Annotated in this window: 24 protein-coding genes; 23 read left to right on the top strand and 1 reads right to left on the bottom strand. The window is 49.0% G+C overall.

Annotated features, from left to right (window positions below; all coding sequences use genetic code 11):
- The first annotated feature begins 440 nt into the window (after positions 1-440).
- The 7 genes from rpmH (at position 441) to K5621_RS19940 (ending at position 5,949) form a co-directional block, all read left to right on the top strand.
- A complete protein-coding gene (gene rpmH / locus K5621_RS19970) occupies positions 441-578 on the top strand; it encodes a 50S ribosomal protein L34 (RefSeq protein WP_011758135.1) in 138 nt (45 codons plus the stop codon).
- An 18-nt stretch (positions 579-596) separates the two neighbouring features.
- The gene (rnpA, locus tag K5621_RS19965) at positions 597-953 is read left to right on the top strand and encodes a ribonuclease P protein component (RefSeq protein ID WP_025889662.1); all 357 of its coding nucleotides are present in this window, start codon (positions 597-599) and stop codon (positions 951-953) included.
- Positions 920-1,174 carry a membrane protein insertion efficiency factor YidD gene (gene yidD, locus K5621_RS19960; RefSeq protein ID WP_100143521.1) on the top strand — a complete coding sequence of 85 codons (255 nt, stop codon included), beginning with the start codon at positions 920-922 and terminating at the stop codon, positions 1,172-1,174. Before rnpA ends, yidD begins: the two co-directional genes overlap by 34 nt.
- 3 nt (positions 1,175-1,177) lie before the next feature.
- Complete coding sequence (yidC, locus tag K5621_RS19955; RefSeq protein ID WP_100143520.1) at positions 1,178-2,803, top strand: membrane protein insertase YidC; 1,626 nt, start codon at positions 1,178-1,180, stop codon at positions 2,801-2,803.
- Between the two features lie 81 nt (positions 2,804-2,884).
- Positions 2,885-4,246, top strand: a complete 1,362-nt coding sequence (gene mnmE, locus K5621_RS19950; RefSeq protein WP_039035676.1) for a tRNA uridine-5-carboxymethylaminomethyl(34) synthesis GTPase MnmE — start codon at positions 2,885-2,887, stop codon at positions 4,244-4,246.
- Positions 4,247-5,025: 779 nt separating this feature from the next.
- On the top strand, positions 5,026-5,616 hold the full coding sequence (locus tag K5621_RS19945; protein WP_188726047.1) for a hypothetical protein: 591 nt from the start codon (positions 5,026-5,028) through the stop codon (positions 5,614-5,616).
- 150 nt (positions 5,617-5,766) lie between these two features.
- Entirely contained in the window at positions 5,767-5,949 is a 183-nt protein-coding gene (locus K5621_RS19940) for a hypothetical protein (protein WP_221050124.1), read from the top strand.
- 282 nt (positions 5,950-6,231) lie between these two features.
- On the opposite strand, the gene K5621_RS19935 is transcribed toward K5621_RS19940, so the two are convergent.
- Positions 6,232-7,083, bottom strand: coding sequence for an endonuclease/exonuclease/phosphatase family protein (locus K5621_RS19935; RefSeq protein WP_221050123.1), 852 nt, complete (start codon positions 7,081-7,083; stop codon positions 6,232-6,234).
- A 148-nt stretch (positions 7,084-7,231) separates the two neighbouring features.
- On the opposite strand from K5621_RS19935, the gene mioC reads away from it, so the two are divergent.
- The 16 genes from mioC to K5621_RS19855 all read left to right on the top strand — a co-directional run bounded on the left by mioC (position 7,232) and on the right by K5621_RS19855 (position 23,441).
- Positions 7,232-7,693, top strand: coding sequence for an FMN-binding protein MioC (gene mioC / locus K5621_RS19930; RefSeq protein ID WP_100143516.1), 462 nt, complete (start codon positions 7,232-7,234; stop codon positions 7,691-7,693).
- A 429-nt stretch (positions 7,694-8,122) separates the two neighbouring features.
- Positions 8,123-10,012 carry a tRNA uridine-5-carboxymethylaminomethyl(34) synthesis enzyme MnmG gene (gene mnmG, locus K5621_RS19925; protein ID WP_100143515.1) on the top strand — a complete coding sequence of 630 codons (1,890 nt, stop codon included), beginning with the start codon at positions 8,123-8,125 and terminating at the stop codon, positions 10,010-10,012.
- 100 nt (positions 10,013-10,112) lie between these two features.
- Positions 10,113-10,736: a 16S rRNA (guanine(527)-N(7))-methyltransferase RsmG gene (rsmG, locus tag K5621_RS19920; protein WP_221050122.1), complete on the top strand. Its 624-nt coding sequence runs from the start codon at positions 10,113-10,115 to the stop codon at positions 10,734-10,736.
- Positions 10,737-10,822: 86 nt separating this feature from the next.
- On the top strand, positions 10,823-11,611 hold the full coding sequence (locus K5621_RS19915; RefSeq protein WP_100143547.1) for a ParA family protein: 789 nt from the start codon (positions 10,823-10,825) through the stop codon (positions 11,609-11,611).
- Positions 11,612-11,621: 10 nt separating this feature from the next.
- Entirely contained in the window at positions 11,622-12,503 is an 882-nt protein-coding gene (locus K5621_RS19910; protein ID WP_100143513.1) for a ParB/RepB/Spo0J family partition protein, read from the top strand.
- Positions 12,504-12,728: 225 nt separating this feature from the next.
- Positions 12,729-13,112 (top strand): ATP synthase subunit I, encoded by a 384-nt coding sequence (locus K5621_RS19905; RefSeq protein WP_100143512.1) that lies wholly within the window; start codon positions 12,729-12,731, stop codon positions 13,110-13,112.
- 12 nt (positions 13,113-13,124) lie between these two features.
- The gene (gene atpB / locus K5621_RS19900) at positions 13,125-13,919 is read left to right on the top strand and encodes a F0F1 ATP synthase subunit A (RefSeq protein ID WP_100143511.1); all 795 of its coding nucleotides are present in this window, start codon (positions 13,125-13,127) and stop codon (positions 13,917-13,919) included.
- Positions 13,920-13,984: 65 nt separating this feature from the next.
- Positions 13,985-14,236 (top strand): F0F1 ATP synthase subunit C, encoded by a 252-nt coding sequence (gene atpE / locus K5621_RS19895; RefSeq protein WP_025011729.1) that lies wholly within the window; start codon positions 13,985-13,987, stop codon positions 14,234-14,236.
- 37 nt (positions 14,237-14,273) lie between these two features.
- Positions 14,274-14,744 (top strand): F0F1 ATP synthase subunit B, encoded by a 471-nt coding sequence (gene atpF / locus K5621_RS19890; RefSeq protein ID WP_100143510.1) that lies wholly within the window; start codon positions 14,274-14,276, stop codon positions 14,742-14,744.
- A 15-nt stretch (positions 14,745-14,759) separates the two neighbouring features.
- The gene (gene atpH / locus K5621_RS19885) at positions 14,760-15,293 is read left to right on the top strand and encodes a F0F1 ATP synthase subunit delta (RefSeq protein ID WP_100143509.1); all 534 of its coding nucleotides are present in this window, start codon (positions 14,760-14,762) and stop codon (positions 15,291-15,293) included.
- A 14-nt stretch (positions 15,294-15,307) separates the two neighbouring features.
- Positions 15,308-16,849, top strand: coding sequence for a F0F1 ATP synthase subunit alpha (atpA, locus tag K5621_RS19880; RefSeq protein WP_039035952.1), 1,542 nt, complete (start codon positions 15,308-15,310; stop codon positions 16,847-16,849).
- Between the two features lie 50 nt (positions 16,850-16,899).
- Positions 16,900-17,760, top strand: coding sequence for a F0F1 ATP synthase subunit gamma (atpG, locus tag K5621_RS19875; RefSeq protein ID WP_100143508.1), 861 nt, complete (start codon positions 16,900-16,902; stop codon positions 17,758-17,760).
- Positions 17,761-17,795: 35 nt separating this feature from the next.
- On the top strand, positions 17,796-19,184 hold the full coding sequence (gene atpD, locus K5621_RS19870) for a F0F1 ATP synthase subunit beta (RefSeq protein ID WP_100143507.1): 1,389 nt from the start codon (positions 17,796-17,798) through the stop codon (positions 19,182-19,184).
- 36 nt (positions 19,185-19,220) lie between these two features.
- Positions 19,221-19,649, top strand: coding sequence for a F0F1 ATP synthase subunit epsilon (locus K5621_RS19865; protein WP_100143506.1), 429 nt, complete (start codon positions 19,221-19,223; stop codon positions 19,647-19,649).
- Positions 19,650-19,804: 155 nt separating this feature from the next.
- Positions 19,805-21,169, top strand: coding sequence for a bifunctional UDP-N-acetylglucosamine diphosphorylase/glucosamine-1-phosphate N-acetyltransferase GlmU (glmU, locus tag K5621_RS19860; protein ID WP_100143505.1), 1,365 nt, complete (start codon positions 19,805-19,807; stop codon positions 21,167-21,169).
- 181 nt (positions 21,170-21,350) lie between these two features.
- Positions 21,351-23,441, top strand: a complete 2,091-nt coding sequence (locus tag K5621_RS19855; protein ID WP_100143504.1) for a TonB-dependent siderophore receptor — start codon at positions 21,351-21,353, stop codon at positions 23,439-23,441.
- Positions 23,442-23,450: the final 9 nt, after the last annotated feature.

The following is a 23,450-nucleotide window of genomic DNA, read 5'->3' as shown; positions in this document are numbered from 1 at the left end:
GTACTTATCCCCAAAAGATCGCCTCGAAAGGAGGGTATTCTATAGCGAGATCTGAATAATCGCTATCCTTTAAGTGTAATTATCCCCAGGCAGATCCCAATCACTGGATCCTCCTGATCCGGATCGATCGAACCGGATCAGCTATTTGCACACCCGGTTAAAATCCCGCTTTATAAAGCGATCTACCCTGATCTATAATCAGCGACCGCCGATCTGCAAAGAGATCCATGGATCCACAAGATATAGTGTCCGTACACAGAGTTATCCACATCTTGTGGTGACCTCAACTCAGCAGATCGCGAAAATGCTGAGAGAAATTACCTTGAGAGGGGCTGCACGTGTTGACTGCCCTGACTAAAGTGATTACAATTCGGCCTCTTTTTTGCCCTTACCTCACTCCAGAGATAAGGTAAATTCACTAACAAAGACGGATTGCCATCATGAGTAAACGTACTTTTCAACCTAGCAACCTGAAGCGCAAGCGTTCTCACGGCTTCCGCGCTCGTATGGCTACAGCGAACGGCCGTAAGGTACTGGCTCGTCGCCGTGCCAAAGGTCGCGCTCGTCTGTCAGCTTAATTGCGAGTAGACAACTAGGTGACTCGTTACACCTTTACGCGGGAGTTACGCTTGCTAACTCCCGCGCAATTCAAAACCGTATTTACCAACCCCATTAAAGCCTCCTCAGCTGAAATAACCCTGCTTGCTGTACCCAATGAGATGCAACATCCGCGTCTGGGACTCACTGTGGCCAAACGCCACGTAAAGAGAGCCAATCAACGCAATCGTATCAAGCGGGTGATCCGGGATAGCTTCCGCCTAAATCAACATGATTTACCACCACTGGACATAGTGGTGCTGGTTCGCGGCGGTGTGCTGGATATGGATAATGAACAGCTCAGAAAGCTGGTAGAAAAGTTATGGCGCAAGCTCAGTCGCCGTTTCAATGGCTGATAATCAAGGCTATCAGAGCCTATCAACTCCTTATCAGCCCTCTGCTGGGGCCTCGCTGTCGCTTTAATCCAACCTGCTCTCACTACGCCATAGAAGCGGTGCGAGTGCACGGAACGATTAAAGGGAGTTGGTTTGCAATCAAACGCATATTAAAATGTCACCCTTTACATCCGGGCGGCAGTGATCCCGTCCCCCCTAAAAATGACAGGTGTAATAAATAGGCTATGGAATCTCAACGCAATTTACTGCTTATCGGCCTGCTGTTTGTCAGCTTTCTGCTGTGGCAACAGTGGCAAACCGATAAAGCACCCAAACCCGCTGTAACTGAAACAACAGTTGCCACTTCCGTTCAAGAGACAACTCACAGCGCTGACGTTCCGGTCGCCGATTCAGGCATGCCAGAAGAAACAGCAGTGGCGTCCAAAGATCTTATCAGAGTCACCACAGATCAACTGGATGTGCTGATCAATCCTGTCGGTGGTGACATAGTGCATGCCGCTTTGGTTGCTCACAAACTGGAGCTGAACAAAGACGAGCCTTTCGTTCTGTTGGAACAGAAACCTGGTTTCGTATACATAGCCCAGAGTGGCCTGATGGGCAGCGGCGGCACTGACAGTACCAAGGGGCGTGCCACCTACTCAGCCAACGCCAAGGAATTTACCCTGGCTGCAGGCGAAGATACTCTGACAGTACCTTTGAGCTACACAGCAGCAAACGGTGCCAAGTACACTAAGATCTACACCTTCCACAAAGGTCAGTTTGCCGTAGACGTTGAGTACAAGATTGACAACACCACATCTGAGCCACTGCAGGTTCAGATGTACGGTCAGATAAAACAGACCATCAAACCTTCAGACAGCAGCATGATGATGCCAACTTATCGTGGTGCCGCCTTCTCGACTGCCGATATCCGCTACGAAAAGTATAACTTTGAAGATATCCAGGAAAAGGATCTGGAGAAGAAGACTGAAGGTGGCTGGGCCGCCATGCTGCAACACTACTTTGTGTCAGCCTGGGTTCCGCCAAAAAATGAAACCAACATCATATTCACCAGAGATAGCTCAGGTACCGCCAACATTGGCTTCATGGGCGAGAAAAAGACAGTAGCCCCGGGCACTGAAATGACCCTGAGCGCCGACTTCTACGTAGGTCCAAAGGATCAAGCCGCCCTGTCCGAGCTGTCTGACACCCTTAACCTGGTTGTGGATTATGGCTTCCTCTGGTGGCTGGCAGTGCCTATCTACAAGCTGCTGATGTTCTTCCAATCCATCGTGGGTAACTGGGGTGTGGCCATCATACTAATCACCCTGACGGTGCGCGGTATTCTGTTCCCGCTGACCAAGGCGCAATACACCTCTATGGCCAAGATGCGAAACCTGCAACCTAAATTGCAGGAGCTGAAGGACAGATTCGGTGATGATCGCCAGAAGATGGGCCAAGCCATGATGGAGCTGTACAAGAAGGAAAAAGTGAACCCTATGGGTGGCTGTCTGCCTATCTTGCTGCAAATGCCTATCTTTATTGCCCTTTACTGGGTACTGATGGAAGGCGTGGAACTGCGTCATGCGCCATTCATGCTGTGGATTGACGATCTGTCGGTACAGGATCCTTACTACATTCTGCCGCTGCTGATGGGTGTCTCCATGTTCCTGATGCAAAAAATGCAGCCAATGGCACCGACCATGGATCCTATGCAACAGAAGATGATGCAATGGATGCCAGTAATCTTTACCGTATTCTTCCTCTGGTTCCCATCCGGTCTGGTACTCTACTGGTTGGTGGGTAACATAGTTGCCATTATCCAGCAGAAGATTATCTATGCCGGCCTGGAGAAAAAAGGCTTAAAATAAGCCGATTTCGGGTCAAATGATCAAGGGCGGCCTAAGGGTCGCCTTTTGTTTTTTATAAATACGTTTTCAAGGGTTAATGCAGTGACAACAGATACTATCGTGGCGCAGGCCACCGCTCCAGGCCGCGGTGGTGTAGGCATAGTCAGAGTTTCGGGGCCCAAGGCCCAAGCCGTTGCACAGGCATTGCTGGGCCATCAGCCCAAGCCAAGATATGCCGATTACTGTGACTTCAAGGGAAGTCAGGGAGAAGTGCTGGATCAGGGTATCGCCCTGTTCTTCAAAGGCCCCAATTCTTTTACCGGTGAAGATGTGCTGGAACTTCAGGGCCATGGTGGTCAAATCGTCATGGACATGCTGATCAAACGAGTCCTGGAAGTCGAAGGACTCCGCTTGGCACGCCCGGGGGAATTCAGCGAACAGGCCTTTATGAATGACAAGCTGGATCTGACTCAGGCTGAAGCGATAGCCGATCTCATCGATGCCACCAGCGAACAGGCCGCCAAGAGCGCCCTGCAATCACTTCAGGGCGAGTTTTCCCGGGAAGTGCATGAGCTGGTGGAACAGGTTACCAACCTGCGCCTCTATGTCGAGGCCGCCATCGACTTTCCCGATGAAGAGGTGGATTTTCTCTCCGACGGTAAGATTGCCAATGCCCTTTATCGCATCATAGATAAACTGGACTTGGTACAGGCCAGTGCCAAACAGGGCGCCATCATCCGCGAAGGGATGAAAGTGGTGATAGCCGGCCGCCCCAACGCCGGTAAGTCCAGTCTGCTCAACGCCCTGGCGGGAAAAGAGTCGGCGATTGTCACCGAAATAGCCGGCACCACAAGAGATGTATTGCGGGAGCATATCCACTTGGATGGCATGCCGCTGCATGTCATAGACACCGCCGGCCTGCGCGACACCACTGACACAGTAGAACAGATAGGCATAGAAAGAGCTTGGGCCGAAATCGCTACCGCCGACAGAGTGTTATTTATGGTCGATGGCACAGAAACCCAAGCCGTTGACCCTCATGAAATCTGGCCTGACTTTATTGATCGCCTGCCGGAAAACCTCGGCGTCACTGTGGTACGCAATAAGGCGGATCTGACCGGTGAATCGCTGAGCCCCAGCGAAGAGAAAGGCTATGACGTCTTTAGGATCTCAGCCAAAACCGGGCTCGGGGTCGATGCGCTGAAACAGCACCTCAAAAACTTGATGGGCTATCAGAGTAACCTGGAAGGCGGTTTTATCGCCCGTCGCCGTCACCTGGAAGCCTTGGAAGTCGCCGGAGAACATCTACAGCAGGGCAAAGTACAGCTGGAAGTCTATCAGGCAGGTGAGCTGCTGGCCGAAGAACTGCGCATGACTCAACAGGCTCTGGCCGAAATCACCGGCCAATTCACCTCGGACGATCTGCTGGGAAGAATTTTTTCCAGTTTCTGTATCGGAAAGTAAAGCGGGCAAATAACGGAAAACAACAGCAAACGATAGCAGATAACCAACTGATTTTATTAGTTCGTCATTTTCCGTTTGTTGCCAAATCTAGTCCCAGTTGGGCCCCATGACATGCTACTCGCACTGATTGGGGCCCAAGTAGAGTCTAAATAGAAAAAAATCACGACGTCCCCCAAACACCCACCCAGCGCCAACACAACAAAGAACATATGCTTCTCGCCGAAACCATTAAGAGTAAACGACTGGTTGAGTGGCAATCCCAAAAGAATATATTTGAGAATAGAACCAAGGACTTTCACCTGAATCGTCAAACTGAAATTTTCACCGAACACTGTGAAAATGCATCTCCAACATATTTACCGAAAACAACCTTAAAGGGTTAATTCAACTGAGGCCGCCATACCAATCACCTAATCTTTCAGGGTGTAATTCCTAGGCTATTTTATTCTCAGGAGCAATTGAATCATTGAAGGATTGATCTAATAATGACCGCAAAATGATTATCAATAGCTTCAAGTGGTTTAAGCTATATACCACGAAATTTTTACGTTCACGGTATGACTTGGTATATCGAAATTGTTGCTCTAATTGCCATTGCTGCCAAATCAACAAACCGTGAGGCAGAGCACTGCCGAGGCCGGAGGCTTGAACGATTACAACAAGACGGCTTTAAAGGCCTGTACTCATAAGTAACCTGCACAAGCAAGGATAAAGGGCATTGTTATAAATGGCCTATTCCTGTTTAGGGATAAAATAACTTAGTTCTTCAGGGAGGTAGAATGTCATTTCACTTAATGCCATCGATTTTAAATTCAGCTTGCGCCAGCGTTACACTCTGTATCTTCCTTATAGGAACTCCCTCCATTTTGATGGCAAACGAGAGTGGCGAACCAGCGCAATTGCTGATGGACAGGTTCCCAAAGCCGCATGAAATTGAACTGGCGCGCAAAGGTATAGCCGAAACAAATATCGATAAGCCTTGGGACAGATCTTGCCCCTATCGAGAGCTAACAGGCACTGCTGAGGCTGAGGACGAGTATTTCTTTCGCTGCCAACGTTGGGACGACTGTGTGTCTGCGGGCGCTTCGGCCAGCATCTACAGCGAGGCGTTCTTCCATAATCATCAACGACGACCTAACGATCAGATGCCCTGGGAGTCTTACAGGGATGGCAGCATATTTCTTCTCGAACCATCCGATTTTGAGAGGGTCACAGGTCACTTGAGACAGTATGCCCTGAAATCTGCGGAGGAAAATTGGCACTTATTTGAGGGGCGGGAGGCAGCAGAGGCAAGCGACTTGGTTGAGAAGAAATTCTGGCAATGGTGCTCTGCCGAACCTTTGACTTTGTGGAAGGCAGAATATCAGTAGCCGACGTACCTACTCACACCCAAACAACAAATTTAATTTGAATAAAGGCTAAGAATTTAAGCATAGCCGTCGACTTTTCCATGCACTCGATATCGGAAGAGTTAACGACGAGCACCACTTGAAGGACAAACCACGACCAAGGATTGAGCCATGCAAGTGTTCTATCGCTACCTGTTATACAGAATCGCCGCAAAAGCGAATTTAAGTAGGTTATCTCAGCAGCAGACTGGGTATGCCAGTGTTCTTTTTCTGGCGATATTTGCCGCAATTGGTTTGGCGGTATTTTCTTTGTATGACTCTGGTGTGGTCGCAACAGAAGTGGAGCAATACTGAGGCATTTATGTCTTTGATGAACCCACCGCTGACCTGAATATGACCGATGTAGAGTAGCTGCTTGAGCTGTTTACCTTACTCGCAGATCAAGGAAAAACAGTGATAATCATCGAGCATATTCTTCAGATGACAGTCATGCCGCCCACTTACTAGTAATGGGCCCGGGTGCCGGAGATGTGGCGAAAAAAACAATCTGCCAGGGCCCTCCGTTAAGTATGCTGACTTCGGTCACAGGCCCTTTGTTGCGGTACAGGAGTCAGGGAAACATGAGTGACCTAAGGCCTAGCGCTCGGCAATCACAAAGTTGGCGATAATGGGATTGTGATCAGACACTTCAGTTTCCGGTACATACAGCTCTTTGGGTTTCAGTCCCCGATAAAAGAGATGATCTAGGGGATATCCCAGCACTCTCACCCTGTTATCCTCAACAAAATGAGCTTCTTTCAACCCTAAAGAAGACACCAATCGAGCCAGCAGTTGGCTGCGCTCTTCACTCCAGGTGTTGAAATCACCTGCCAGAATAATGGGATCTGTGATCTTTTCCCCGGCTAGCGCTTCGGTTAACGATTTGAGTTGCTGTCGATATTCCTCAATCCCAACGCTGAAATTAATTCCGTGAACATTGACCACCGTCAGGGAGGTGCCATTGGACAAAAGATATTTGGCAACCAAAGCCGTCTTAGGCAACCGCAACCAGGGCTCAAGGGTACGGTAACCACAACTGCTCAAGGGAGCACTGCGGGAGAGGTTCATCACCCCAGCAGGGGTATCCAATACGCTAAAAGCATTGACGAAACGCCAGAACCACTTTGCTGAGATCAAATAATGGTACATGCCGGGATCCAGGCTGGCTTCTTGCAATAATACCAACTGCCGAGCTTCAGCAAACTCATCGAGACGAGAACGCCACAGGCCATTCTGCTGCTTCTGAATATTCCAGATCAACACGCCAAACTCGCCATGCTTATCCAGTGCCCTTGTCGTCGACGTCTGGATACAGGTAACGTTGGAATCGGCGTTAACCCTGTCAGATTGCAATTGAACATTTGTCGGGACAGTAAACAACCAATGCCATCCCCCGAGTAACACCAGCAAAGAAAGCAACGGGAAGATCAGCAACCACTTCAGTTTCATATCAGCCTCAAGCGCAGAAAGAGCCTACAACAGGATCAATGCAATAGTACTCAAACTCAGGTTACCCAAGGCTGTCTGTCACCGCAAATTGGATTAATATGGGCCATTGAAATAAAGGCGCCAGGCGCTCACTAACAGAGGATTATTCATGGCAAAAGTCGAAGTATTGGTCGGAACCACCTTGGGGGGCGCTGAATATGTTGCCGAAGAACTCATCAATAAGCTTGAACAAAACGGCCACCAGACAAACCTGTATTTGAACCCACAGTTGGATCAACTGGATCCCAAAGCCCTTTGGTTGATCGTTTCTTCCACCCATGGGGCCGGCGATCTTCCGGACAACTTACAGCCTTTCTATCAGGAGTTACTCCTGTCAGAACTCAATTTACAGGATTGCCGGTATGCTTTATGTGCGATCGGTGACTCGAGTTACGATACCTTCTGCCAAGGACCGGAGAAGCTGTTGCAACAACTGATCGCAAAAGGTGCCAAACCCTATGTGGATAAGATCCAGATCGATGTTCAGTATGATCCAATTCCGGAAGATCCTGCCACAGCTTGGCTTGATGAATGGTTGGACGATCTCGAAAACTCATTTCAACCTGAATAAAGCATAAAATACTCACAATCTAGATCTAACTTACCCACAGAGTGTGTTTTAAAAAGATAAGTCTGTGGATAATACTTTATTTTGATCTGATCAAACTTTGCATGAATCAGATCTCCCATTGGTGTTAGATCCTCCTTGTGGATAAGATCGCGATCTATCCCCAGCTTTAATGGAGTTAGATCGCTAACAGATCACAGGATCGCTTTACCGCAACATGTTGTTTATATTGAATTATATCCATTACCCACAGAAAAACACGATCCTAATAGTAAACATAATAAGAAGATCTATATAAAGATCTTAAGATCTATAAGTCCGATCCTCTACGATCCATCAGCATAAAATAGAGCATTCACCTGCATCCATACAGGTGCTAAAATGATCGGCTGATATTCCTTTTTCATCCCTTACCCAGCCAAAGGTAAATCTATGCGTTTTCATGAACGGTTTGATGTAATTGTTGTAGGTGGTGGTCATGCCGGAACTGAAGCCGCATTGGCTGCTGCCAGAATGGGAGTCAAGACCTTACTCCTGACCCATAATATTGACACTTTGGGTCAGATGTCCTGCAATCCAGCTATTGGTGGAATAGGTAAAGGACATCTAGTTAAAGAGATTGATGCCTTGGGTGGTGCCATGGCCGTAGCAACCGACTATGCGGGGATCCAGTTCAGGACTTTGAATTCAAGTAAAGGACCTGCGGTAAGAGCAACCCGAGCTCAAGCGGATCGCGCCTTGTATAGGCAAAAGATCCAACAGATATTGCAAAACCAACCTAACTTAAAGATCTTTCAACAGGCCGTTGACGATTTGGTTGTTGAAAATAACAGAGTCATAGGTGTCGTTACCCAAATGGGACTGGCTTTTGAAGCTCCAACAGTGGTGTTGACAGCCGGCACTTTCCTGGGAGGCAAGATCCATATCGGATTGGAAAATTACAGTGGTGGGCGTGCTGGCGATCCTCCAGCGATCGCTTTAGCTCATAGACTCAGAGAGTTGCCTATTCGAGTTGGCCGCCTCAAAACGGGTACACCACCACGTATCGATGCCCGCAGTGTCGACTTCCAACAGATGACAGAACAGCAAGGAGATAATCCTCTTCCTGTGATGTCTTTTATTGGTGATGTAAGCCAACATCCACAGCAAATTTCTTGCTATATCACTCATACTAATGAGAAAACCCATGAAATTATTCGTGGTGGCTTGGATAGAAGCCCTATGTATTCTGGCGTTATCGAAGGCATAGGTCCGAGATACTGTCCGTCAATTGAAGACAAGATCCATCGTTTTGCCGATAAGAGTTCGCATCAGATCTTTATTGAACCCGAGGGGCTAAATACCAATGAGTTATACCCCAACGGTATCTCAACTAGTCTGCCATTCGATGTACAAATTGCCTTGGTCCGCTCGATAAAAGGGATGGAGAATGCCGAGATCATGCGTCCTGGTTATGCCATCGAATATGATTACTTCGATCCCAGAGATCTGAAAAACTCACTGGAAACCAAAACCATAAATGGGTTGTTCTTTGCAGGTCAAATCAACGGCACCACAGGTTATGAAGAGGCCGGGGCTCAAGGCCTGTTGGCCGGTATGAACGCGGCCTTACAGGTGCAAGGTAAAGACGCTTGGGCGCCTAGAAGGGATCAGGCTTATCTTGGCGTGCTGGTGGATGATCTGTCGACGTTAGGCACTAAAGAGCCCTATCGTATGTTTACCAGCCGCGCCGAATATCGCTTGTTGCTGCGCGAAGACAATGCCGATCTGCGCCTGACCGAGAAAGGCCGCGAGCTGGGATTGGTTGATGATCAGCGCTGGGCCAAGTTCTCAGCCAAGGTTGAGGCGATAGAATCTGAACTGCAACGCCTGCGCAGTCAGTGGATCCATGTGAATTCCCCTCTGGTTGAAGCGCTGAATCCGCATCTCAATACGCCAATATCTCGTGAAGCTTCGTTTGAAGAGTTGCTGCGTCGCCCTGAGTTGGATTATGACAAGCTTATGGGGATCGAAGGTTTTGGACCGGGTCTCGAGGATCGTCAAGCGGCCGAACAGGTGCAGATCCAGGTTAAATATGCCGGTTATATTCAGCGTCAGCAGGAAGAGATTGCCAAGGCGCAGCGCAACGAAAATACTGGCCTGCCGCTGGAGCTCGATTATAACGAAGTGCCTGGCTTGTCCAACGAGGTGATTGCCAAGCTCAATGCCCATAAACCGGAAACCATAGGCCAGGCCTCCAGGATCTCCGGGGTGACACCTGCGGCCATCTCCATTTTGCTGGTGCATCTGAAAAAACGGGGATTACTGCGCCGTACGGCCTGATACAGTAAACCATTCCAGAGCCGGGGAAGCTGTAGATGCTTCCCTTGGCCGTTTTGGGGCCGCATAATAGCCCCGCAGTATCTTTCTGGGGAGAATACCCGTGCTTGCAGCACAGTTAAAAACATATTTGGCAGAGACAGGTCTCAATGCATCAGATGAGCAACAGCAACAACTGCTCGGTTTTGTCGCTATGCTCAACAAATGGAACAAAGCCTATAACCTGACCTCGGTGCGTGAACCTGAGCAGATGCTTATCCGGCATATCATGGATAGTCTGGTCGTCTCTCCTCATCTCACGGGGCAGCGTTTTATTGACGTGGGCACCGGCCCTGGATTGCCCGGTATCCCGCTGGCGATTTTGAATCCGGAAAAAGAGTTTGTGTTGCTCGATAGCCTTGGCAAGCGGATCCGTTTTCAAAAACAGGTTCAGATTGAACTCAAATTGCAAAATATACAGTCGGTAGAAAGCCGAGTGGAAGCCTTTCAGGATCCACAAGGGTTTGATGGCGTGCTTAGCCGCGCCTTTGCCTCAGTAGCCGACATGTTAAGCTGGTGTCAGCATCTACCGGCGAAAAATGGGGTATTCTATGCCCTCAAAGGACAGTTGAATCCAGAGGAGTTGACCGGGATCCCTGAGGGATACAGCATCAGGGAATCTATTGAACTCAAGGTTCCTCAATTGGATGAACAGAGACATCTGCTGATTATCGCCCCCCAGGTTTGAATGCCTTGCAATTGGCTGGCGTATCAAGCAACTTGATGCAAACGGAACCGGGCATCAATAACAAAATTGACAGACAAGGTGACAGTGTGGCGAGAATTATTGCCGTAGCCAACCAGAAAGGTGGCGTTGGAAAAACAACAACTTGCGTTAATTTGGCTGCCTCTTTGGCGGCTACCAAGCGGCGGGTGCTGTTGATCGATCTGGATCCCCAGGGCAATGCCACCATGGGGAGTGGTGTCGACAAGTACGAAGTTGAAAACACCGCCTATGAATTGTTGGTGGAAGAAAAGAGTTTTGACGAAGTCGTCGTGCGGAACACCGCTGGGAAATATGATCTCATTGCCGCCAACGGTGACGTAACCGCCGCCGAAATCAAATTGATGGAGTTCTTTGCCAGGGAGATTCGCTTGCGTAACGCCTTGGCAAAGGTGCAGGATGAGTATGACTTCATCTTTATCGATTGCCCTCCTTCGCTGAATATGTTGACGGTGAATGCCATGTCGGCGGCCGACTCAGTGCTGGTTCCCATGCAGTGTGAATACTATGCCCTGGAAGGTTTGACTGCGCTGATGGACACTATTTCCAAATTAGCGGCCATGGTTAATCCCAAACTCGGGATCGAGGGGATACTCAGAACCATGTACGATCCCCGCAACCGCTTGGCTAACGATGTTTCCGATCAGCTTAAGCAGCACTTTGGGGACAAGGTTTATCGCACTGTGATCCCAAGAAATATTCGCTTGGCCGAGGCCCCGAGTTTTGGCGCACCGGCTATGTACTACGACAAGAGCAGCGCTGGTGCCAAGGCCTATCTGGCTTTAGCTGGCGAAATTATTCGTCGCTCCGAGCAGAATCAGCAAGCGAAACTGGCATAAAGGAATGAGCATGACATTGAAAAAACGGGGTCTGGGCAAGGGCCTGGACGCACTTTTGAGTACCAGCCATGCGGCGAGCAAGAAGCGTGATGATGCCGAGCAATCCAAGGTTGATGCCGGCGAAACCCTGCTGACTCTGGATGTGGATCTGCTGCAGCCAGGCAAGTATCAACCCCGTAAAGACATGTCGCCCGAGGCTCTGGAAGAACTGGCTGAATCCATCAAGGCTCAAGGAGTCATTCAACCCATAGTGGTACGTAAGATCAGCGATGACAAGTACGAAATCATCGCCGGTGAACGTCGCTGGCGTGCCGCACAGTTGGCCAAGCTGGATAAGGTACCCTGCATAGTCAAACAGGTTGCTGACGAGGCGGCTGTGGCTATTGCCCTGATAGAAAACATTCAGCGGGAAGATCTCAATGCCATGGAAGAAGCCATTGCGCTTAACCGCTTGATCGAAGAATTTGATCTTACTCACCAACAAATAGCTGATGCTGTGGGAAAATCTAGGGCTACTGTTTCGAACCTACTGCGACTCAATGGTCTGAATGAACCGGTAAAACGCTTGTTGGAGTACGGTGATATCGAAATGGGTCATGCTCGAGCCTTGCTGGCCTTGCAAGGCGAAGAACAAACTTCGGTTGCCCGATTGGTGGTAGCGAAGGAATTGACTGTTCGTGAAACCGAACGATTGGTGAATAAGGTCTTAAATCCTGCCAAAGAGTCCGAAAAACCTGTAAAAGATGCCGATGTTGCCCGTCTTGAGAGTCAGTTAATTGAAAGGTTAGGTGCAAAAGTTTCCATATCCCATGGTAGTAAGGGAAAGGGGAAAATTGTAATTAACTATCAGAATCTGGCTGAATTAGACGGAATTCTTGCCAAAATCCATTAAAAAAATGTGGTTAACACCATTTAATGTAAATTTGTGACATATGTTAATGTTGCACTTTTACTTATTTGGCGCTGTATCACGTTAAAAGGTGAGATTTTTACTTATCTCAAAGTTGCAAAGAAGACTTGAAACGGTATACTTTCGCAAGCTTTTTGTGCCTCGACTTCATACGGGTTTTTGTAGTCCGGTCATCGAAACAAAAAGTAGGAATGCGGAGAAGAATGATTGAGTAAGGTTTTAGCGCGTCGTGGCCGTTGGTCAGCCTATAAATTGGTGATGATGCAGGCGGCGATAGCTGGGGGTGCTTCAATTATCTTTTTCGCCGTGTGGGGAGCTCGGTTTGGCTATTCTGCTCTGGCAGGAACTGCCATAGCTGTGCTCCCTAATTTTGTATTCGCGACCCTAGCTTTTTCCCATATGGGAGCAAGCGCTGCCGGTAAGGTCCTCAAAGGCTTTTACTGGGGGGAAGCGGTAAAGTTGCTGTTAACAATAGCATTGTTTTCGTTGGTATTTATCAATTTAGAGGTCGCATTTTTGCCCCTTTTTATCTGTTATGTACTGGCGTTGATAGTGCATTGGGCAGCTCCTTTGTACTTCAAGCAAAGTTAAGTGGGATGAATCATGGCTGCATCTGGTGAAGCATTAACACCGCAGGGCTATATCCAGCACCACCTTACCAACTTAGCCGTTGGTGAAGGTTTCTGGACGTGGCACATTGATTCATTGCTCTTTTCGGTTGGTCTTGGCGTGCTGTTTCTGTGGTTGTTCCGCAGCGTTGGCAAAAAGGCAACCTCTGGCGTTCCCGGTAAGCTTCAATGCTTTATCGAAATGATCGTCGAGTTTGTCGACAACAGCGTTAAAGATACATTCCATGGTCGCAATGCCTTGATAGCACCTCTTGCTCTGACTATTTTCATGTGGGTATTCATGATGAACCTCATGGATATGGTACCCGTTGACTGGGTTCCACATGCGGCCGCTTTGGCTGGTGTGCCTTATCTGAAGATAGTTCCGACTACTGACCTTAACATCACTTTCAGCCTTGCGTTGGGCGTGTTTGTGCTGATTATTTACTACAGCATCAAGGTCAAAGGTGTGTCAGGGTTTGCGAAAGAACTGACGCTACAGCCCTTCAACCACTGGGCAATGATACCCGTCAACTTCCTGCTCGAAACAGTTACCTTGATAGCTAAGCCCATTTCATTGGGGTTACGTCTCTTCGGTAACTTGTATGCAGGTGAGTTGATCTTCATCCTTATTGCGCTGATGTATGGTGCCAACATGGCGATTGCCGCTCTGGGTGTGACTCTGCAACTGGGCTGGCTGATCTTCCATATTCTGGTTATCACGCTGCAAGCGTTTATTTTCATGATGCTGACTATCGTTTACCTAAGCATGGCACATGAAGATCATTAAGGACTGCTGAAGAAATTTTTTAACTAAATCATCAACTAACATAGATTTAGATACTGGAGATACAGATGGAAACGATTCTGGGCTTTACTGCAATTGCTGTTGCTCTGCTCATTGGTTTGGGTGCACTGGGTACCGCTATCGGTTTCGGCCTTTTGGGTGGTAAGTTCCTGGAAGGCGCTGCGCGTCAACCAGAAATGGCTCCTATGCTGCAAGTTAAGATGTTCATCGTAGCGGGTCTGCTCGACGCCGTAACCATGATCGGTGTAGGTATTGCACTTTACATGCTGTTTACTAACCCACTGGGTGCAATGCTGTAATAAACGCTTCTGTCTTAACTCTAAATAGGAGGCTGTTGTGAATATCAACGCTACCCTAATCGGTCAGACGGTCGCCTTTATTATCTTCGTGTGGTTCTGCATGAAGTTTGTATGGCCCCCTTTGATGAATGCCATCGAAGCGCGCCAGAAAAGGATTGCTGATGGTCTTGCTGACGCTGACCGTGCAGCAAAAGACCTGGAGTTGGCTCAAGCGAAAGCGACTGACCAACTGAAAGAAGCCAAGGCTACAGCCAACGAAATCATCGAGTCTGCCAACAAGCGCAAGGCTCAGATTATTGATGAAGCCAAAGCTGAAGCAGACGCTGAGCGTGCGAAAATCATTGCTCAGGGTAAAGCAGAAATTGAAGCTGAACGTAATCGCGTGAAAGAGGAACTGCGTAAGCAGGTTGCGACTCTTGCCATCACTGGTGCAGAGAAGATCCTCGAGCGTTCGATTGATGAAGCCGCCCAAAGCGACATAGTTAATAAACTTGTTGCTGAAATTTGATAAGGGAGTTGAGTTATGGCTGAGTTAACCACCATTGCTCGCCCTTACGCTAAGGCAGCTTTTGACTTTGCTGTTGAACATCAAGCAGTAGAAAACTGGGCAGAAATGCTCGATTTCGCGGCAATGGTGAGTGAAAACGAATCCATGAAGCCACTGCTGGCTGGATCTATGTCCAGCATTAAGCTAGCTGCACTCTTTATCAATATCTGTGGCGAGCAAATTGATGAGCACGGTCAAAATCTGATCAAGGTAATGGCTGAAAACGGTCGCTTGGAGGTACTGCCTGCTGTATCTCAGCTCTATGCTGAGTTTCGCCACGAATGGGCTAAGGAAATCGAAGCCAGCGTGGTGTCTGCTACTGAGCTCAGCTCTGAGCAGCAACAGCAGATCAGTGTTTCTTTAGAGAAACGTCTCGCACGCAAAGTTAAGCTGAATTGCAGCGTCAACGCCGAGCTTATCGCCGGTGTAATTATCAAGGCAGGGGATCTGGTGATAGATGGATCCGTCCGCGGCAAATTGAACCGCCTGTCTGATAAGCTGCAGTCGTAATTGGGAGTTTGAGCATGCAACTGAATTCCACTGAAATCAGCGATCTGATTAAGCAGCGGATCGAGCAGTTCGAAGTCGTCAGTGAAGCCCGCAACGAAGGTACTATCGTTTCGGTCAGTGACGGCATCATCCGCATTCACGGCCTGGCCGATGTAATGCAGGGTGAGATGATCGAACTGCCTGGCAACCGTTATGCAATCGCGTTGAACCTTGAACGTGATTCTGTAGGTGCCGTAGTTATGGGTCCTTATGCCGGTTTGGCTGAGGGCGTAAAAGTTAAAACCACCGGCCGTATTCTGGAAGTCCCAGTGGGTCGAGGTTTGCTGGGACGTGTTGTTAACACCCTGGGTGAGCCAATCGACGGTAAAGGACCTATCGACAACGATGGTTTCGCACCTGTTGAAATGATTGCTCCTGGTGTTATTGAGCGTCAATCCGTATCTCAACCGGTACAAACCGGTTATAAGGCGGTTGATGCCATGATCCCTATCGGTCGTGGTCAGCGTGAGCTGATCATCGGTGACCGTCAAACTGGTAAAACTGCGATGGCTATCGACGCCATCATCAACCAGAAAGATTCCGGCATCAAGTGTGTGTACGTTGCAGTAGGCCAGAAGGCTTCTACTATTGCCAACGTAGTTCGCAAGCTGGAAGAGCATGGTGCTCTGGCCAACACTATTGTTGTGGTTGCTACTGCTTCTGAAGCGGCTGCCCTGCAATATCTGGCACCATACTCTGGTTGTACCATGGGTGAATATTTCCGTGACCGCGGTGAAGATGCACTGATCGTTTACGATGACCTGTCTAAGCAGGCCGTTGCTTACCGTCAGATCTCACTGCTGCTGAAGCGTCCACCAGGCCGTGAAGCTTACCCAGGTGACGTATTCTATCTGCACTCTCGTCTGCTGGAACGTGCTTCCCGCGTGAACGAAGAGTACGTTGAGAAGTTCACTAATGGTGAAGTAAAAGGTAAGACCGGTTCTTTGACCGCTCTGCCAATTATTGAAACCCAGGCAGGTGACGTATCTGCGTTCGTACCGACCAACGTAATTTCTATTACCGATGGTCAGATCTTCCTTGAAACCGACCTGTTCAACTCTGGCCTGCGTCCAGCAGTTAACCCAGGTATCTCTGTTTCTCGTGTAGGTGGTGCGGCTCAGACCAAGATCATCAAGAAACTGTCCGGCGGTATCCGTACTGCGCTGGCACAGTATCGAGAGCTTGCTGCGTTCTCACAGTTTGCGTCTGACCTTGACGATGCAACTCGTGCCCAGCTGGAGCACGGTGAGCGTGTAACCGAACTGATGAAGCAAAAGCAATACGCTCCTATGAGCGTAGCTGACCAAGCTGTATCTATTTTTGCAGCTGAAAAAGGCTACCTGAAAGGTATTGAGCTGAAGAAGATCGGTGACTTCGAAGCCGCTCTGCTCTCTTTCATGAACGGCGAGCATGCTGAGCTGATGAAGCTGATCAACGATAGCGGCGATTACAATGCCGAAATCGAAGCTGAGCTGAAGGCTGGTCTCGACAAGTTCGTGGCAACCCAAACCTGGTAAATACATGCGAGGTGTCATAAGGCACCTCAGGTCCAGATTGGAGAGTAGAGATGGCCGGCGCTAAAGAGATTAAAACCAAGATCGCGAGTGTGAAAAACACTCAGAAGATCACGTCCGCCATGGAAATGGTGGCAGCCAGCAAAATGCGCAAGGCGCAGGATCGCATGGCTGCGAGCCGTCCATATGCGGAGAGCATGCGTAAGGTGATCGGTCACGTCGCTCAAGGTTCTCTGGAGTACAAACACCCCTACTTGGAGGTGAGAGAACCCAAGCGGGTTGGTTACATAGTAGTGGCAACCGACCGTGGCCTTTGTGGTGGTCTGAACGTCAACCTGTTTAAAAAGGTTGTCGCAGACGTGAAAAGCTGGAAAGAGCAAGGTGCAGAAGTTGAATTCTGCCCTATCGGTGCTCGTAGTGTTCAGTTTTTCAAGAGCTTTGGTGGCAATGTACAGGCCCAGGCTTCAGGTTTAGGTGATGCTCCCAAGCTCGCTGACCTGATTGGTACTGTGCGGGTAATGCTCCAGGCTTACAACGAAGGCAAGCTGGATCGTCTGTACGTGGTATTCAACAAGTTTGTTAATACCATGACGCAGACTCCTGTGATCGAGCAGCTGCTACCTTTGCCTAAATCAGACGAAGATGACGTAGCGCATCGCTGGGACTACATCTATGAGCCAGATCCAAAGGTCTTGTTGGACAAGCTTTTGGTTCGTTATGTGGAGTCTCAGGTGTATCAGGGTGTCGTTGAAAACATTGCTTCCGAGCAGGCTGCCCGTATGGTGGCCATGAAGGCAGCAACAGACAACGCCGGCACGCTGATCGATGATCTGCAACTGGTATACAACAAGGCCCGTCAGGCGGCGATTACGCAAGAGCTGTCGGAAATTGTGTCAGGTGCAGCCGCGGTTTAGGCTGGGTAACGAATACAAGTTTTAGAGGATTAATCATGAGCACAGGTACTGTTGTCCAAGTGATTGGCGCGGTTGTGGACGTTGAGTTTCCACAAGATGCCGTACCTCAGGTATATGACGCTCTGAAGATCACAGGCGAAGGCGCCTGTAAAGGCCTGGTGCTGGAAGTTCAGCAACAGCTGGGTGGTGGTGTAGTTCGTACCATCGCCATGGGTTCTTCCGATGGTCTGCGTCGTGGTATCGAGGTAGAAAACTCTGGTTCACCAATTTCCGTTCCGGTTGGGGCTGCGACCCTTGGCCGTATCATGAACGTTCTGGGTGAGCCTGTGGATGAAGCGGGCGCTATCGGTGAAGATGAGCGTTATATCATCCACCGTGATGCTCCTTCTTATGAAGAGCAATCTAACACCACTGAATTGCTGGAAACCGGCATCAAGGTTATTGACCTGGTATGTCCGTTCGCCAAGGGTGGTAAAGTAGGTCTGTTCGGTGGTGCGGGTGTTGGTAAGACAGTTAACATGATGGAACTGATCAACAACATCGCTAAAGCCCACTCAGGTCTGTCCGTATTCGCCGGTGTAGGTGAGCGTACCCGTGAAGGTAACGACTTCTACTACGAGATGAAAGACTCAGGCGTACTGGACAAGGTAGCCATGGTGTACGGTCAGATGAACGAGCCACCAGGTAACCGTCTGCGTGTTGCTCTGACCGGTCTGACTATGGCCGAGAAGTTCCGTGACGAAGGTCGTGACGTACTGTTGTTCGTTGACAACATCTACCGTTACACCCTGGCAGGTACTGAAGTATCGGCACTGCTGGGTCGTATGCCTTCTGCTGTGGGTTATCAGCCAACACTGGCTGAAGAGATGGGTGTTCTGCAAGAACGTATTACTTCTACCAAAGTGGGTTCTATCACTTCGGTACAAGCGGTATACGTACCTGCGGATGACTTGACTGACCCAAGCCCTGCAACCACCTTCGCCCACTTGGATGCGACTGTGGTACTGTCTCGTCAAATCGCTTCTCTGGGTATCTACCCAGCGGTTGACCCACTGGATTCCACCTCTCGTCAGCTGGATCCACAGGTTGTTGGCCAAGAGCACTATGACGTGGCAAACGGTGTACAGACAGTTCTGCAGCGTTACAAAGAGCTGAAAGACATCATCGCTATTCTGGGTATGGACGAGTTGTCAGATGACGACAAGATGACAGTATCCCGCGCCCGTAAGATCGAGCGTTTCCTGTCTCAGCCATTCCACGTAGCTGAAGTCTTTACCGGTTCTCCAGGTAAGTACGTGCCCCTGAAAGACACCATCCGTGGCTTCAAGGGAATTCTGGACGGTGAGTTCGATCACCTGCCAGAGCAAGCGTTCTACATGGTTGGTTCTATCGACGAAGCCGTTGAGAAAGCCAACAAGAAATAACTAGGCAATATTGCATAGTTTGGTAAGGAGAACGGGATGGCAGCCATGACAGTACAGCTTGATATCGTCAGTGCAGAGAGCAAAATTTTCTCAGGCCTTGTTGCCCATTTACAGGTAACAGGTTCTGAGGGTGAACTGGGTGTTATGCCTGGTCACACTCCGCTGCTGACCAATATCAAACCTGGCATGGCGCGCATCGTCAAACAAAATGGTCAGGAAGAGGTGTTTTACCTTTCAGGTGGTTTACTGGAAGTTCAACCCAACTCCGTGTCCGTATTGGCTGATGTTGTAATGCGTGCCGATGAGATTGACGAGCAGGCTGCAGTAGAAGCCAAGCGTCGTGCAGAGGCCCACATGGCCGATGCCGGTGCTGACTTCGATTATGCTGCGGCAGCAATTGAACTGGCTAAGGCCGTGGCTCAGTTGCGGGTCGTTGAGACCATCAAGAAGAACATTGCCAGATAACAGCACTGCTGAAAAAAGGCGCCTCAGGGCGCCTTTTTTGTGTCTGTTATTCCTGCTTTCCTCAAGCAGATTTGCAAGCTTCCAAGCTGCTTGAGCGCTGCATTTTTACTGTGATTCCGGTACACTTGCGCCAGCCTATAGAAAAGGAATCTCCCATGTCATTGAATGTTGTAATTCTCGCCGCCGGGAAAGGGACCCGGATGCGTTCCGATTTGCCTAAAGTCCTGCATAAGGTTGCCCATAAGCCTATGGTGCAGCATGTGATTGATACGGCTCATTCACTTAATGCCGACAAGATCAATCTGGTTTACGGTTATGGCGGTGACAAGCTGATGACAGAACTGGGCGAGCAACCGCTTAACTTTGTGCTGCAGGCTGAACAGCTGGGCACCGGCCACGCGGTAGCTCAGGCTATTCCCCATATAGATGACAATGACACTGTATTGGTGCTCTATGGTGACGTTCCACTCACTCGCAAGGAAACTCTGGAAGCCCTGCTTGCTGCCAGACAAAACGATGGCGTAGCCGTACTGACAGTACATCTAGATGATCCAAGCGGTTATGGCCGTATCGTGCGCGAGCAGGGCAAGGTAGTGGGCATAGTCGAACAGAAAGATGCTACTGCCGAGCAACTCAAGATTAATGAGATCAACAGCGGCATCATGGCATTGCCGGGCAAACAATTGAAAAACTGGCTCGGACGCTTGGAAAACAACAATGCTCAGGGCGAGTACTACCTTACCGATGTGATCGCCATGGCTCACGCCGATGGGGTGGCCATAGACACGGCTCATCCAGTTAACTCCATAGAGACAGAAGGCGCCAACAACAGGGTGCAGCTAGCGGCGTTGGAACGTGCTTATCAGCAGCGCTGTGCTGAAGCCTTGATGCTGGATGGTGCCAATCTTAGAGATCCGGCACGTATCGATGTTCGCGGTGAAGTGACTGTCGGCATGGATGTGATGATCGATATCAATGTGATCTTCGAAGGTAAAGTGGTGCTGGGTAATAACGTGACTGTAGGCGCCGGGGCTATCCTTATCGATTGTGAGATTGCCGACAATGCCGAGATTAAGCCTTACAGCATAGTCGAGGGCGCCAAGTTGGGTGATGGCGCTAGTGCCGGCCCGTTTGCTCGTCTGCGTCCGGGCGCTGAACTTAAGCAAGATGCCCACATAGGCAATTTTGTTGAGATGAAGAAAGCCGTACTCGGTGTGGGCTCCAAAGCCGGACATCTGGCTTACCTCGGAGATGCGCAAATTGGCCAAGGGGTAAACATAGGGGCCGGTACCATTACCTGCAATTATGATGGCGCCAACAAACATCTGACCGTTATTGAAGATGAGGTGTTTGTCGGCAGTGACACCCAGTTGGTTGCTCCTGTCACCATAGGTAAGGGAGCCACTCTGGGAGCCGGTTCCACTGTAACCCGTGATGTCGGCGCTGGTGAGTTGGTGATAACCCGGGTCAAGCAGAGACACATCAAGGACTGGAAGCGTCCGCAAAAACAGAAAAAATAACTTTTTTCTATGGAAGCATCCTGATGGGTGCTTCCTACCTCGCAAAGCCATCATTAGGTTTGAACTGAATCATAGTTAATTGTAAATATCCGTAAAGAAACTTAAATACTAATTCTTCTCATTTATATTTGCTCGCAAAAGTAGATCAGATTGCCGGTCCGGCATCGAGAATGAGGTGATTATGAGGTTTAAGTTTTCCTGTGTAGGTATGGCAGTGGTTGCTGCTATCTCTTCAATGCCGTTGGCGGCAGCGCAAGCGCCAGAAGATATTGAACGTATCAGTGTTACCGGTCGTAGCTTCAATGATTATAAGACCGGCGTCGCTTCTGGTGCGATGCGTGGTGATATCAATCTGATGGATACACCTCAATCCGTTACCGTTATCCCCGATTTTGTTACCGATGAACAGCTGGCAACCAACCTGGCTGAAGTCTTGGTGAATGACTCAAGCGTGACCAGTGGCAGTGAAAAATGGAATCGCCAGGTATTTAATATTCGTGGTTTTGAGTTGGACTCAGGGTCTGGGTACTTGATCAATGGCCAGCAGCAGTGGTCACACTATGTACAACCTATTGAAACTCTGCAGCAAGTAGAAGTGCTTAAGGGGCCGTCAAGTATGCTCTACGGCCAGTCCGGCCCTGGTGGCTTGATCAACATGGTGACCAAGAAGCCGACCTACGACACACTGTTTAACTTAGGGTTTGATACAGATGACAACGGCTCTACCCGCTTTCAACTGGATGCCGGTGGTAGTCTAAACGAAGCTCAGACTATCCGTTATCGCACTGTGCTGGTTAAACAGGATACCCAGTATTGGCGTGAGTATCAGAATGGTGAAAATCAGGAAAGAGATCGCTGGTTGGGCTACCTGAATCTGGAGTTTGATATTACCGATGATCTTTTGCTGTCACTTAAATATGACCGTACCCAAGATAAAACCGGAATAGATCGTGGCGGTTGGTTGAACAGCAAGGGTGAGCTTATTGGTGGTCGGGATATTATCTGGGATATGCCATGGGCGTTTACTGACAATACCATCGAAAATTTAGGGGCCGAACTCACTTACTTTATCAGCGACAACTGGAAAGTGAAGGCCGGCTACAATGATCAGCAGTTCAACCGCCAACGGTTGGACTCTCTTCCAAGCTTGATCAAAGGTTCTGAGGATCCATTTACTGATGGCTACACTGTGAGTCCATTCGATCGTTATGATGATTGGCAACATAAAACAGGATTCATTGATATTACCGGTAACTTCAGTACCGGCGTTTTGGAACATCAGTTCCTGATCGGTGCCAATATGTTGGACTACTACTATGGGCAGTTGCGCGAAAAAGGCGAAAGTGTTTCTGTTATGCCTGGCCAGCCCATCGCAAATCCAGGTTTGGACTATCATAACGATACTTCACTCTATGAAAGCGACTATAAGCACTATGGTTTCTATATTCAGGACCTGGTTACTATCAATGAACAGTGGAAACTGTTGGCCGGTGTTCGTTATGACGAACAAAAGAAAGATGGTGCCGGGAACAACAGTTATGCCGTTTCACCTAAATTTGGGGTGATCTATTCGCCGATGGATAACGGCAGTATCTATGTCAATTACTCAAAGAGCTTCAGTCCCCAAGGGAGCGTTAATGATCCTAATGATGTTAATGACAAGATGAATCTGGATCCTGAGTATGGGGAACAGTATGAAATAGGCACCAAGTGGGAACTGTTCGATGGTGGGTTATTACTGACAGGCGCCGTGTTTGATATAACTGTCTCCAATGTTACCGTGACTCAAGACCTGGGTGCTGGTGAATCAATAACCACTCAGAGTGGTGAACAACGTCATAAAGGGTTTGAGATGGGCGCTCAGGGACGACTCAGTGATAAGTGGTTTATGACAGGTTCCATGATGTATCTGGATGCAGAGTATGATCGCCCTGCAGAAGATAGTCTCAATGGTAAAACGCCGATAGATGCGCCTGAATGGTCGGCCAATATCTGGACCCGTTATGAGATGACAGAAGCGTTGGCTCTGAATTTTGGTGCCGTCTATGTTGGTGAACGCTTTGCCGATAAAGAGAACATGATCACCAAAGATGGTTATGTACGTTTTGACCTAGGCGCCGCCTATACCATGGATGTGATGGGAACAGATGTCAGCGTAAGGGTTAACATGAAGAATCTGTTTGATAAAGAATATCTTGCCGGCGGTACCAATACAGATGTGACTGTGGGTGAAGGTCGTCATGTGAGCCTGGCGCTGGAAGCCAAGTTTTAATCGCCAATA

The organism is Shewanella carassii (assembly GCF_019670705.1).
In the GTDB taxonomy this organism is placed as follows: domain Bacteria; phylum Pseudomonadota; class Gammaproteobacteria; order Enterobacterales; family Shewanellaceae; genus Shewanella; species Shewanella carassii.
Note: the sequence above shows the minus strand (reverse complement) of the source record. Positions and strands in the feature narration are given on the sequence as shown.

Bases quoted from the DNA above. Each gene is read 5' to 3' on its own strand.
- rpmH (WP_011758135.1), top strand. From the start codon at position 441: ATGAGTAAACGTACTTTTCAACCTAGCAACCTGAAGCGCAAGCGTTCT.
- yidD (WP_100143521.1), top strand. From the start codon at position 920: ATGGCGCAAGCTCAGTCGCCGTTTCAATGGCTGATAATCAAGGCTATC.
- yidC (WP_100143520.1), top strand. From the start codon at position 1,178: ATGGAATCTCAACGCAATTTACTGCTTATCGGCCTGCTGTTTGTCAGC.
- K5621_RS19945 (WP_188726047.1), top strand. From the start codon at position 5,026: ATGTCATTTCACTTAATGCCATCGATTTTAAATTCAGCTTGCGCCAGC.
- K5621_RS19940 (WP_221050124.1), top strand. From the start codon at position 5,767: ATGCAAGTGTTCTATCGCTACCTGTTATACAGAATCGCCGCAAAAGCG.
- K5621_RS19935 (WP_221050123.1), bottom strand. From the start codon at position 7,083: ATGAAACTGAAGTGGTTGCTGATCTTCCCGTTGCTTTCTTTGCTGGTG.
- mioC (WP_100143516.1), top strand. From the start codon at position 7,232: ATGGCAAAAGTCGAAGTATTGGTCGGAACCACCTTGGGGGGCGCTGAA.
- mnmG (WP_100143515.1), top strand. From the start codon at position 8,123: ATGCGTTTTCATGAACGGTTTGATGTAATTGTTGTAGGTGGTGGTCAT.
- K5621_RS19910 (WP_100143513.1), top strand. From the start codon at position 11,622: ATGACATTGAAAAAACGGGGTCTGGGCAAGGGCCTGGACGCACTTTTG.
- atpB (WP_100143511.1), top strand. From the start codon at position 13,125: ATGGCTGCATCTGGTGAAGCATTAACACCGCAGGGCTATATCCAGCAC.
- atpE (WP_025011729.1), top strand. From the start codon at position 13,985: ATGGAAACGATTCTGGGCTTTACTGCAATTGCTGTTGCTCTGCTCATT.
- atpH (WP_100143509.1), top strand. From the start codon at position 14,760: ATGGCTGAGTTAACCACCATTGCTCGCCCTTACGCTAAGGCAGCTTTT.
- atpA (WP_039035952.1), top strand. From the start codon at position 15,308: ATGCAACTGAATTCCACTGAAATCAGCGATCTGATTAAGCAGCGGATC.
- atpG (WP_100143508.1), top strand. From the start codon at position 16,900: ATGGCCGGCGCTAAAGAGATTAAAACCAAGATCGCGAGTGTGAAAAAC.
- atpD (WP_100143507.1), top strand. From the start codon at position 17,796: ATGAGCACAGGTACTGTTGTCCAAGTGATTGGCGCGGTTGTGGACGTT.
- K5621_RS19865 (WP_100143506.1), top strand. From the start codon at position 19,221: ATGGCAGCCATGACAGTACAGCTTGATATCGTCAGTGCAGAGAGCAAA.
- glmU (WP_100143505.1), top strand. From the start codon at position 19,805: ATGTCATTGAATGTTGTAATTCTCGCCGCCGGGAAAGGGACCCGGATG.
- K5621_RS19855 (WP_100143504.1), top strand. From the start codon at position 21,351: ATGAGGTTTAAGTTTTCCTGTGTAGGTATGGCAGTGGTTGCTGCTATC.